General features: G+C 34.3%; 11 protein-coding genes. All 11 read left to right on the forward strand.

Annotated elements, in window-relative coordinates; genetic code table 11:
* Window positions 1-1,668, forward strand: a 1,668-nt coding sequence (locus P20429_RS11955) for an AMP-binding protein (protein WP_050548730.1), incomplete at its 5' end; no start/stop codon positions are given.
* Window positions 1,665-2,627, forward strand: coding sequence for an acyltransferase family protein (locus P20429_RS11950; RefSeq protein ID WP_007582453.1), 963 nt, complete (start codon window positions 1,665-1,667; stop codon window positions 2,625-2,627). The genes P20429_RS11955 and P20429_RS11950, both read left to right, overlap by 4 nt.
* Before the next feature lie 3 nt (window positions 2,628-2,630).
* The gene (locus tag P20429_RS11945; RefSeq protein ID WP_033026634.1) at window positions 2,631-3,782 is read left to right on the forward strand and encodes a glycosyltransferase family 4 protein; all 1,152 of its coding nucleotides are present in this window, start codon (window positions 2,631-2,633) and stop codon (window positions 3,780-3,782) included.
* Window positions 3,783-4,892, forward strand: a complete 1,110-nt coding sequence (locus tag P20429_RS11940; RefSeq protein WP_033026636.1) for a glycosyltransferase family 4 protein — start codon at window positions 3,783-3,785, stop codon at window positions 4,890-4,892. It abuts the gene before it with no gap.
* A gap of 1 nt (window position 4,893) precedes the next feature.
* Window positions 4,894-5,832 (forward strand): glycosyltransferase family A protein, encoded by a 939-nt coding sequence (locus P20429_RS11935; protein WP_007582458.1) that lies wholly within the window; start codon window positions 4,894-4,896, stop codon window positions 5,830-5,832.
* Window positions 5,833-5,874: 42 nt separating this feature from the next.
* Window positions 5,875-6,912 (forward strand): glycosyltransferase, encoded by a 1,038-nt coding sequence (locus tag P20429_RS11930; RefSeq protein WP_007582460.1) that lies wholly within the window; start codon window positions 5,875-5,877, stop codon window positions 6,910-6,912.
* 249 nt (window positions 6,913-7,161) lie between these two features.
* Entirely contained in the window at window positions 7,162-8,079 is a 918-nt protein-coding gene (locus P20429_RS11925; protein ID WP_237715154.1) for an O-antigen ligase family protein, read from the forward strand.
* A gap of 42 nt (window positions 8,080-8,121) precedes the next feature.
* A complete protein-coding gene (locus P20429_RS11920) occupies window positions 8,122-8,508 on the forward strand; it encodes a hypothetical protein (protein ID WP_007582465.1) in 387 nt (128 codons plus the stop codon).
* A 203-nt stretch (window positions 8,509-8,711) separates the two neighbouring features.
* Entirely contained in the window at window positions 8,712-10,115 is a 1,404-nt protein-coding gene (locus P20429_RS11915) for an undecaprenyl-phosphate glucose phosphotransferase (protein WP_007582467.1), read from the forward strand.
* A complete protein-coding gene (locus tag P20429_RS11910; protein WP_007582469.1) occupies window positions 10,099-11,319 on the forward strand; it encodes an outer membrane beta-barrel protein in 1,221 nt (406 codons plus the stop codon). Before P20429_RS11915 ends, P20429_RS11910 begins: the two co-directional genes overlap by 17 nt.
* Window positions 11,319-11,843, forward strand: a complete 525-nt coding sequence (locus P20429_RS11905; RefSeq protein WP_007582471.1) for a polysaccharide biosynthesis/export family protein — start codon at window positions 11,319-11,321, stop codon at window positions 11,841-11,843. Before P20429_RS11910 ends, P20429_RS11905 begins: the two co-directional genes overlap by 1 nt.
* Window positions 11,844-11,850: the final 7 nt, after the last annotated feature.

Here is an 11,850-nt window from a genome sequence, read left to right on the forward strand (position 1 = left end):
ATGGAGTTTAAGATGTTTTTTTTAAATCTCGATAGATTCAACGAAAATGTTGCTATAATAAGCGGGTCAGAAGAGATTACATATAGAGAGCTTGCAGAAAAAATAAAAAATAATAGTGCTTTGAAAGTTCCTTTTAAGTCATTAGTATTTATAAGGGCAAGTAATGACTTGGAAACAATTATTGCTTATTTAAGTAATTTAGTAGCGGGTAATATTATATATCTATATGACAGTAATAATAAATCAGTAGTTAATAATTTAATTGATATTTATAACCCTAACTATCTATTTGAAAATGGCGAATATACAACACTGCATAGCGACAAGTTATCTTTGCACTCCGAAACTTTACTGCTACTTTCTACTTCTGGCAGTACTGGAACTCCAAAGTTTGTTAGATTAACCGGTTCAAATATTGATAGTAATGCTGAAGCTATTGCTGATTATTTAGAACTAAGACCCTCAGATAGAGCTCTGTTGCATTTAAAGTTACATTACTCTTTTGGGTTGTCAATACTGAATTCGTACATGTCAGTTGGAGCCTCAGTAGTTCTTACAAATAACACTGCTATGGATGAAAGCTTTGGTAAGCTTATAAATAAACATAATATAACTAGTTTTTCAGGCGTTCCATTTATATTTCAGACACTTGATAAGATTTCCTTTGATTTGAGCCAGTACCCTTCTTTAAGGCAAATAACCCAAGCTGGCGGGAAGATGTTTAAAGATGATGTACTAAGATGGAGTAAAGAATCTAATAAAAACGAAATAGAATTTTTTGTTATGTATGGGCAAACGGAAGCTGCACCAAGAATATCTTATTTACCTCCTAAGTATGTAGAACAGTACCCAGATTCTATAGGGTTTGCAATTCCCAATGGAGAAATTTTACTAGTTGATGATAAAAAGAATATTATCAGAGAGCCTAATGTTGAAGGGGAACTTGTCTATCGTGGTCCAAATGTTATGCAAGGCTATGCTTCATCTCTAGATGACTTGAGCAAAGACAAGGTTGTTTCAGAATTATATACTGGTGATATAGCGAAGTTTAATGATTTAGGGTTGTTTACTATAGTAGGGAGGAGTTCACGATTTGTTAAGTTATTTGGTATCCGCATAAACTTGGACGATTTAGAAGAGTATTTTAATAGCCTAGGTCAGGATGTTTTTTGTACCGGAGATGATACTAAAATTATAATAGCACATACAGGAGTGCCAAACCCAAATGCTGCTATAAGTAAGCTTTCAAAAAAAATAAACATACCTGAAACATGTTTTCAAAATATGCAACTAAAAGAAATGCCAATCTTGTCTAATGGTAAGGTGGATTACAAATCTATTAAATCTTTAGCGCATAAAAATAACAAAAATCATTTTAGAATATTTAAATTTATTTTTACTAAATCTTTTTGGAAAGATTACTTTAAAGAACTTTTCACTACACTAGGGTTTCTAGATAAAAGCTTAACTGTTAAAAAACTTTTTTTTCGCGAATTCCCAGATAACACTAGTGAAACAGCTTCATTTAAAGACCTAGGCGGTGATTCTATGACATATGTGACAATAAGCATGGAATTAGATGAAATAATTGGTTTTCTTCCAGAGCACTGGGAATCATTAAGTATTCAAGATTTAATCGAACTTGAATCTAGGGGAGATGAACTATGAAAACAATGGATGTGAACTTATTTATAAGAGCTTTAGCAATTATTTCCGTCGTTTTTAATCATGCCTATATAGATAGGTACTATGAAGTTCATGGTTCAGTTGAAGAAATATTTTTTGGTCTATCTTTAGCTGGAGGAGCTAATGTTTTATTACTAATTTCAGGCTTTAACTTTGCTGAATTTATAATGAGTAAAAGTGATGTTTCATCCTTAAAAATTTCACTAGTTAGGTTTGCAAAAAAAATAGCAATACCTTCTTTACTTTTAACTGTTTTTTTCTTTGTTATTTTATCGAAATTCAATATATATGAATTATTATTTATTAGAAATTTCGTAGATAATGATAGGATTTCTAAGTTCCCAATATGGTATCCGCAGGTGATGCTGCAGATGCTTTTAGTTCTTTACCTTGTTTTACCATTGGTATTTGGATCTATTAAGAGCAAACCTTGGGTTTTATCTTTGTTATTTTTAATGACGACTATTTCCTCAGCTTTAATTGGTATTTATATATTTGAGTTAGATATGCTTAAATATAAAGTACCACAATTGTATGCGTGGGTTTTTGTTATGGGGTGGGTTTTTTATTATGCAAAAGTTAGTGAATCATTCTCAAAGAAGGTCTTTGCTTTTATAATATTAACTTTTTCCTGCTTATTAATCATAGGGCCATACGACCTTAATTTTTATTGGCTTTGTTCCGCAGGGTATTTATTGGTTTTTTATAAAACTATTATTATTGGGAAGTTTTTAAAAAAAGCATTAACGATAGTAGCTCAAGCAACTTTTATAATTTTCTTATTTCATCGATTTTTCTTTGAAGTATTAGAAAAGTTATCTCCCTTTAGTTATGGGTATTTAACCTTGTTCTTTTTCGGTATCTTTGCATCTATAATTTTGTGGGCATCTGCTACCTCATTTAGTAGGGTTTATAAGAAAAACTTAGAGAGCGTTGGATAATTAATGAAAATACTAATGTTAACATGTCAATACATGCCGGATGTATTTGGTGGTGCTGAAAAACAATGCGGGCGAGTTTCTAAAGGAATTCAAACTGAGGGAGTTAATGTACATATATTAACATCACGCCAAAAGTTAAAAGGCAAAGCAAATGAGGTAATGAACGAAGTGCCTGTAACACGTTTATATTCGCCCATAGCCCCTGACTTACTTGGTCGCTGGTTACCCTTTTCGGTATATTGGTTAATGCGCGTATTAATTTGGGGTATGTTCAATAGCAAAAGTTTTGATGTAATACATTGTCACCAAGGTAAATTTGGTGCTTTTGTGGGTTGCTGCTTGTCGCGATTATTCAAAAAACCAATATTAATTAAGGTAGGTAACTCTAACCAACATATGGATTTTAAAGCGTTAAAAGCGAAAAAGATTGTTGGTCCAATAATGACTGATTTTGTACTAAAAACAAACCCTACAATAGTCGCAATATCGGGTGTTATAGCACAAAACTGTAAAGAGTTTGGCTTTAAAAATATTATTAATATACCAAATAGCATTGATAAAAGCTTAATTGATACTGATAGCCCAGTTTTAAATGATGAAAATGATTCTGTAATAAATCTTTTTTACCATGGCAGGTTAGAACAAATTAAAAAAGTAGATGTACTAATGGAGACGTTTGCATTGCTTAGCAAAAAGCATGAGCAAGTGCATTTTCACTTAATAGGTAGTGGTAGTGTACTACCTGCAGCAAAAAAATATATTGAAGCAAACAACTTGCAAAGCAAAATAAAATTTTATGGTGAGGTTGACGATCCGGTAAATTTTATAAAGCAATTTGATGTTTTTGTAAATGCCTCTGAGGCTGAAGGATTTTCGAACTCATTACTTGAGGCTTTATTAGCTGGAAAGGTACTAGTGTCGACACCTGTTAGTGGGGCTAGTGATGCTATTTTTACAGATAAAAACGGTTATATTGCAACTGGCTTTAGTGCAGTTGAAATTGCTAAAAGTACAGAAGATGGTATTGCATTACACAATAAAAATAATGGAGAAGTACAAGCTTTTTCTGAGCAATTAATAGCATCAAATTTTACAGTAGATGTAATAGCTAAAGAATACGTAAAGCTTTACAAAAAATTACTTGGAGCTTCATAGATGAAGGTTTTAATAGGGATGACGCGTTCGGATACTATTGTATCTGGTTCATTTAAACATATTTGCCAAATTGGCGAAAAGTTTAGAGACGAAGGTGCCGAGGTAGTATACGCACTAGGCGGCGACGGGGATGCGATAACTAAATTGCGAGCAGCTGGTTTTAAAGTGCATGTTTTAACTAATTTAAAAAGAGATTTAAGCCCGCTGAGCGACATTTGGTCATTGTTAAAATTAATATGGTTGATTATATCGGAAAACCCACAAGTTTGTTCTTGGCATACAGCTAAAATAGGTGCGCTTGGGCGTATAGCTGCAATGCTTACTTTTAAACGCTCTTATTATATTCCTCATGGTGTGCCTTTTGTTAATACACCTGAAAATAAAGGCTTTAAAAAATATGAGCGACTTGAAAAGTTACTCTCGTATTTACCTTCAAAAATTATAGGTGTGTGTGAGTTTGATAAAAACGAGTATTTACGAATAGGCGTGCCCGACAAAAAGCTGTTAGTTATACGTAACGGTATGCTTGGTAAATTTAACGATACGTGGGAACTAACCGACAAACCCGTCAACTTTATTACCGCAGCTCGTTTTGAAGATCAAAAAGACTACACTACGCTCGCTCAAGCGTGTGGCTCTTTATTAAGTCAAGGCAAACCATTTACGTTAAGTATATATGGCGATGGCCAGTACGAAGCTAAAGTAAAGCAGTTGTTTAACAACTTTCCTGAAGGGGTAATAAACTTTTGTGGCGTGGTTGATAACTTTGCTGAAAAACTAACTCAAGCTGATGTATTTATACTCTCTAGCTTTTGGGAAGGCTTACCACGAAGTATTATTGAAGCAATGGCCTGTAAAAAAGCGGTAATTGCCTCTAATGTTGGTGGCTGCTCTGAGCTGATAATTGAAGGCGAATCTGGCTATTTAATCCCTATTCGTGATGCATCTACAATGGCTATTTCTATGTGTGAATACATTAATAATAAAGCTAAAACAGTGTCACACGGTGATGCTGCTTATGAACTATATAAACAAAAATACTCGCTACCTGTAATGCTTGAAAGCTACGCAAAAGAATATGGCGTAATAAAAAACGGTGAAAATACTTAATATGCCTATTAAATTATCACTTATATGCCCTGTTTATAAAGTAGCTGAATTTATACCTGATTTAATGAAAAGCTTACTACAAGGTATTAATAGCGAACAGGTAGAGGTTATTTTTGTTGACGACTGCTGCCCAGAAAATTCAATAAGCCTTTGCGAAAGCTTTATTTTGGAGCATAAATCAGTCATAAAATTTAATTCAACCATAATTAAACAACCAGTTAATAAAGGCCAAGCTGCTGCTCGTAATGCCGCTTTGTTAATTGCAAAAGGTGAGTATATTGGTTTTATAGATTCTGACGATGCAATTGCCTCCAATTATTGGGATGTACTCTCATCTTATGTAACAGCGGCAAAAAATGACATAATTGAATTTAGTTTTGAAGAGTTTACTTCTGTTTTGCCAGCTAGTACTTCATTGGCATTAGCAGAATTAGAGTCATCAAATTTAAACCCGTTCTACAGTGGTTTTTTTGTTTGGACTCGCTTATACAGAAAAAGCATGTTGAATGGTCTTATTTTTCCTGAAGGTATGATTTACGAGGATGTTTTTTATAACGTCCAGGCTTTTTCGAAGGCCAGTACAACAGTGAAAATATCTTCTGTTTTAGTTTATTACAGAAAAAGGGCGGGTTCTACAACTAGCTTACGCACTTCTACTTATTCTCAATTGTTACTCAACTTAGTTAATTCAGTTAAAGACACTATTGAGCTTTATGATCATAAAAATATTATTACTTCAGAGGTTGCTAGATTCTCTTTATTAACAGTGCTAAAAGGCTCTAAGATCAAAAATAGAAAAGACAGACATTTATTTTATAGGCAATGTGTAAAAATAAATGATTCGTTTAAACCTCTGTTCGTTAAATATAATAGCTCTATTGTTGAACGTTTAAAATTTAGTTTTATTCACTTTTGCTGTCTCATTGGGCGCGTTTTGTAATTTAACTGTGTATTTAAAATTAAAGCTTATTATGGATAATAAATGAAAAAAATAGTGCACATAACAAATGACCTGCAGCGTTTAGGTGGTGTTCAGCGTTTGCTTGTAGATTTAATGACGCTACAAAATAATGACTTTAAGTTTGAGATGATTTTAACACGTGGTAAAAACGAATATGTTGATGAGTTAAAAGCTTTAGGGGTAGAGGTATTTCATAAGCGTGACTTAGGTTTTTTAGGTGTTATAAAACGCTTAAATGCTGCGGATTTAGTGCATACCCATTTATACCCGTCAATTTATATTGCGTATTTTACAAATACGCCAACAATAGTTACAGAACATAACCCACATTACAGGCGCCGAGATTTACCTTTTATAAAAACCCTTGAAAGCGTTATTTATAAAAAGTTTAAAAAAATCATTTGTATATCAGAGGGCGTTAAAACTAAATTCTTAGAAAGCATTAAAGCAAGCAACTCAAAAGCTTATGTTATAAATAATGGCGTTAATTTAGAGCGATTTTCTCAAACAACTAAAACTCTGAGTGCTGACGCTAAAGTTATTAATATAGGCATGGTTGGTCGATTTGCACCACAAAAAGATATTAAAACCCTACTAAAATTAATGACACTGCTTGATGATCGGTTTGTACTTAATTTAGCGGGCGATGGTGAACTAAGATCAGAGTACGAAGATTATGCCTTAAGCTTAGGTGTAAGTAACAAAGTTAAATTTTTAGGCCAAGTTAACGATATACCAAACTTTTTAGATTCACTTGATGTTTATATACAATCTTCCCATTGGGAAGGGTTTGGTATTGCAGTAGTAGAGGCTATGGCTGCCGGGCTCCCATCATTTGCCACTAATGTTAAAGGTTTAAATAATGTAGTTGTTGAGCAAGGTTTATTTGAAGTAGGCGATGCACATACATTAGCTGCTAAAATAAACACGCTGGTTAATGATACTAATTATTATAATGAGCAGTCTGCAGCTGCGCTTAATAAAGCAACGAGCTTTTCAATTATTAATACAGCTTTTGAACACACCAAAATTTACAAAAGTGTGTTAAACAATGTTTAGTATTAAAGTAAAGAACCTTGAATACGTGCTTTTTATAATTAGCGCAATGATAATACCTTTGTATTTTACTGACTTTAGATTTGATGCTGGCGGTCTTATTGTAAGACTGTCTGATATTTTAGCTCTATTTTCGTATTTCTTATTTTTTTATTGCTATTATTAAAAAATAAAGTAGCTATTAAGTATCCCGTTGGTTTTAACTATATATGTATTTTTTTAATCTATTGTTTTTTTAATGCGCTAGTGCAAGTGGGTTTAACTAAAGCTATTATTGCTACTGTACAGTGGATGCTAATTCTTTTTACTTTAGTCATGGTATATTCAAGTGCGGCTAAAAATCCTGAAAAGTTTAGGGTTGTTTTTATAAAAACTTTATTAGTTATATGTTTTGTTACGCTGGTTTATCACTTAATGCACGGTCACTTAACAAGCTATAAATTTTTAGGTGACGCTAAATATGCTTTTGCATTAACGGGGGTAATACTTATAAGTTGTGCTTATTACTTTGACGATAAAAGTTATTTAAAGCCCTTGGTTTTTTTGTACCCAGTGATATTACTCTCCTTAGAGCGAAAAGGAATTTTGGCATTTCATATGGTTGCCTTTTTTTATATCTTCATCAGTGTGAAACCGTTAAATAAATTTATAATGCTGGCCTTATGTAGTTTAACTGTACTGCTATTGGCATTATTTTACGATTTGTCGTTTTTAAATACATTTACTTTTTTTGAATATTCAGACTTTGAAATGCTTTATTTAGATGAAGAGCAAGCTTTGTGGATATCCAACTTGCATAGGCAGTCATTATTAACTAATGGTTGGGATATATTTACGACTCATTTTATTTTTGGTGTTGGGCCAAAAATGCTACCAGCGTATATGGGGGATTTTTATATAAATCAAGGTCTTGCCCTTTATACACACAATGTTTTTTTAGATACTCTAATTGAGCAAGGTACAGTTGGATTATTTTTATTGCTTTTGCCTTACTTGGTGTACATAACTCAGAGTAGTGGGTTAAAAAACCAAAAAGATAAAATGGTTTTTATTGCTTTATGCTTATATTCTATTTTTATGTTGTTTTTTATGTCTGGCGGTGCGCCATCTATGGTGATTTTTTACTTACCAATTTTTAAAGGTTTTATTGCCAACAGGGCGAGTGATTAGCTTGTTACATTTATTTAAATATTTAACAACGTGGAGTAGTTAATGCCTACTTTATCTGAAGATCCGGCAATAAGAGGTTTATTAAATAGGATGCCTGAAGGCGTACAAAATAGCTTTACTGAAGAGCAATTATCTCACCTTAAAATAGCTATTGGCGCCAGGCAGTGGGGAGCTCATACAGTTGATTGCAGAGGTGTTGTTAGATTATTTAAATACAGATATTACTTTGTATTATTAGCAGGTCGTAATAGACGGCAGTTAAGTACCACTGAAAAAAAAGCCTCTGCCATAGCCCAAGCCACAGTAGTTACTTTAGGGTTTTTTATACTGCTGTTATTTATTTATTTATTGAAATCGGCGTTAGGTATTAACCTGTTTGAAGGTTTTTCACTAGGTATATGGAGTTATGTTAAAAGTTTGTTTTTGTAGTTTAAATACAAACAGAATTTAAATGTTTATATTTGTTTATATTTGTTTATATTTCATCAATCGTAGGTTAATTTGATTACGGCCTGTTACACTAATTTAAGTTTTTACAAGCGGCATTATTGAATACAGATAAGTAATACGTTAATATTAATTTATAACTATGTGGATATTTATTCACTGTACTTTACTTAGGGACTAAAAGTATGAAGTCGTCAAGGACGTTTAAGCCTAATAGCTCATCCGATGCTAGTTTTTATCGTTTATTCGATATGTTTGCTTTATTTTTAGCCTTTCAATGCTCTGCACTTTTTTATAGTTTTGAACTGACAGCTCATTATATGGTGGCGCTTTTAACCGTTGCTCTAAGCTTTTTATACTGCGCCGAAATATTTTCTGCTTATCGCTCTTGGCGTGCTGGTAAATTTAAAACCATGGTTTTATGTGCTTGGGGCTCTTTATTTGTTGCCTTTAGTATTTTATTCGTCATATCTTTTATGTTTAAGTTTACCGAATCGCTTTCTCGTATTGGTTTAGGTTTGTGGTTTTTACTTAGTGTGGTTTATTTATATATATGGCGCTTTGGAGTGCAATTATATAAACGGAATCGCCGTAGTTTAGGTATGAACTTACGCAACGTTGCTATAGTTGGTGCTACAGAGTCTGCTGTTTATTTGTATGACGAGATAGAAAAAAACGATGAGCTTGGCTTTAAGTTTTTAGGTTTTTTTGACGACCGTAAACCCGAACGATTATTTAATAATGTAAAAACGTACGAAATATCCGGAACTATTCAAAATGCTATATGTGCTGCCCGCGAAGGTAAAATCGACATACTTTATATAGCACTCCCAATGAAAGCCGATAAGCGTATAGCCGATTTATTACTACAACTTGGCGACACTACGGTCGACGTACACTTTATACCTGACTTTTTACTCTCAAACTTAATACATGCCCGTGTTGAACACGTTGGCGATGTAGACACCCTAAGTGTTTTTGAATCCCCTTTTATTGGTGCTCGTGAGTTTATTAAACGCACCGAAGACATAATAGTGTCGTCAATTATTTTAATGCTTATATCTCCTATGCTTATTGCTATAGCGTTTGCTGTTAAGTTTACTTCAAAAGGACCTGTAATATTTAAGCAAGACCGTTATGGGCTTGATGGGCGTAAAATTAAAGTGTGGAAGTTTCGCTCAATGTCGGTAACCGAAAATAGTGCAGTGGTGACTCAAGCCACCAAAAACGACGCCCGTATTACAAAGTTGGGTGGGTTTTTACGCCGTACTAGCCTTGATGAGTTACCACAATTTATAAATGTGTTAAAAGGCGATATGTCGATAGTAGGCCCTCGCCCACATGCAGTTGCCCACAACGAAGAGTATCGCAAAAAAGTTGAGTTTTACATGTTTAGGCACAAAGCTAAACCAGGAATAACTGGTTGGGCACAAATTAATGGTTGGCGCGGCGAAACCGATACGCTTGATAAAATGGAAAAACGTGTTGAATACGATTTACATTACATAAAGCATTGGTCTTTATGGCTGGATGTTAAAATAATTTTTATGACAATTTTTAAGGGATTTAAAAATGCAAATGCATACTAAAAAATCAGTTATACCTTGTGCTGTAGTTTTATTGTCGGCAACGTTGTCAGCTCCTGCATTGGCCGAATTTACGCCAGGCAGCTTTATGACCAAAGATGGTGCCGAAATCACCCCGGTTTTGCAAACCGGACTAAGTGTTAACGATAACGTTTTTAACACGCCAACCGACGAAGAGTCGCGCGTAATTTGGACTATTTCGCCAGGGGTTGCTGCTGTAATAGATGATGGTCCCGACAGTTATAAATTAAACGTTGGCACCAGTAGCTCTTTATATAATAAAGAATCTGTTGATAACTTTACTCAAGTGAATTTGGGTGCCGGCGTACATAAAGAAATTACCAGCCGACACATTTTTGATATTAGCGGCAAGGCTGATTGGCTGTATGAGCCACGTGGTTCTGGTTTAACGCAAGGCTTGGGTGATATTGTTGATGAGCTAATAAAGTACCAACAACAAGATATTACTGGTACTTATAAATTTGGTTCGCAAACATCTAAGGCGCAATTAGAGTTGGTTTCTGGCTTTTACAGTAAAAAATATCAAAATTTTAGGGCTTCATCACAATTTCGTGATTACGATAAAACTCTAATTGGCGCAAAAGGGTATTACAATACACAAGCTGCAACACGCTTATTTGTAGAAGTAACCCGTGACGACTTCCGATACGACGTTTTAGAGTCTAGTGGTGTTTCACGTAACTCTGATGATATTAAAGTGCTTTTTGGTATGGAGTGGGAGGCAACATCACTTACTTCAGGGTCATTTAAACTTGGTTACCAAAATAAAGACTTTGACGATAACCAACGTGAAAGCTTTAGTGGCTTAAGCTGGGAGGCTGGCATTACTTGGCAACCTTTGACTTACTCAACATTTGATTTTACAACCAGTAGAGCGGCAACCGATCCACTGCTTGAAGGCGATTACATTAAAGAAAGCACCTATGGTGTTAAATGGAAACACGATTGGAGTGATTATTTAGCCTCTGTAGCAAGTGTGAGCTATATTGATGAGCAATACACTGGCGATATTGGCCGTAATGATAAAACAAAAAGCGCTCGACTTGGCTTAAATTACCTAGCTAATAACTTTGGTTTAATTTCGACCTATGTTGATTTTATTGATAAAAACTCAAATCAGCCATTAATTGAGTTTGATCGTGTAATAGTGGGTGTTAACTTTACGTTTGCTTTAAAGGCTAATTAATGAACTGTAAACTTTTTTTTAGTGCTGTTTTGTTGTTACTAAGTGGAGCTTGCTTTGCACAAACGGCGCAAGACTATGTGTTAGGCCCTGGTGACAAAGTAGAAATAAAAGTATTTGGTGAGCCCGATTTAGAGGTAACTGCACTGCTAGGCAATAGTGGTGAAGTTAATTACCCATTTTTAGGGGCGCTTAAGCTTGCTGGGTTAACTACTTTTGAGGTTGAAAAGTCAATTGCTAATGGCTTACAGCCTGATTATTTAAAAACCCCAAGCGTATATGTTCAGGTTGTTGAGTACAGGCCCTTTTATATACATGGTGAGGTTAAATCTCCAGGCGCATATCCTTACCAGCCGGCTATGACAGTTAACCAAGCCGTTGCATTAGCGGGGGGTTTAACTGAGCGGGCATCAACCGATAAAATTTATATTTTTAAAGAGCAAACTAAGCAGCAGCAACAAAAAGGCACTCTTAATAGCCAAATTGCAGCAGGCGATACAATAAAAATAGAACAACGCTTGTTTTAAGCAGTTT

The organism is Pseudoalteromonas sp. BSi20429, from assembly GCF_000238895.1.
Classification (GTDB): Bacteria; Pseudomonadota; Gammaproteobacteria; order Enterobacterales; family Alteromonadaceae; genus Pseudoalteromonas; species Pseudoalteromonas arctica.

Coding starts and splice junctions, on each gene's coding strand:
- P20429_RS11950 (WP_007582453.1), top strand. CDS start 1,665: ATGAAAACAATGGATGTGAACTTATTTATAAGAGCTTTAGCAATTATT.
- P20429_RS11945 (WP_033026634.1), top strand. CDS start 2,631: ATGAAAATACTAATGTTAACATGTCAATACATGCCGGATGTATTTGGT.
- P20429_RS11940 (WP_033026636.1), top strand. CDS start 3,783: ATGAAGGTTTTAATAGGGATGACGCGTTCGGATACTATTGTATCTGGT.
- P20429_RS11935 (WP_007582458.1), top strand. CDS start 4,894: ATGCCTATTAAATTATCACTTATATGCCCTGTTTATAAAGTAGCTGAA.
- P20429_RS11930 (WP_007582460.1), top strand. CDS start 5,875: ATGAAAAAAATAGTGCACATAACAAATGACCTGCAGCGTTTAGGTGGT.
- P20429_RS11920 (WP_007582465.1), top strand. CDS start 8,122: ATGCCTACTTTATCTGAAGATCCGGCAATAAGAGGTTTATTAAATAGG.
- P20429_RS11915 (WP_007582467.1), top strand. CDS start 8,712: ATGAAGTCGTCAAGGACGTTTAAGCCTAATAGCTCATCCGATGCTAGT.
- P20429_RS11910 (WP_007582469.1), top strand. CDS start 10,099: ATGCAAATGCATACTAAAAAATCAGTTATACCTTGTGCTGTAGTTTTA.
- P20429_RS11905 (WP_007582471.1), top strand. CDS start 11,319: ATGAACTGTAAACTTTTTTTTAGTGCTGTTTTGTTGTTACTAAGTGGA.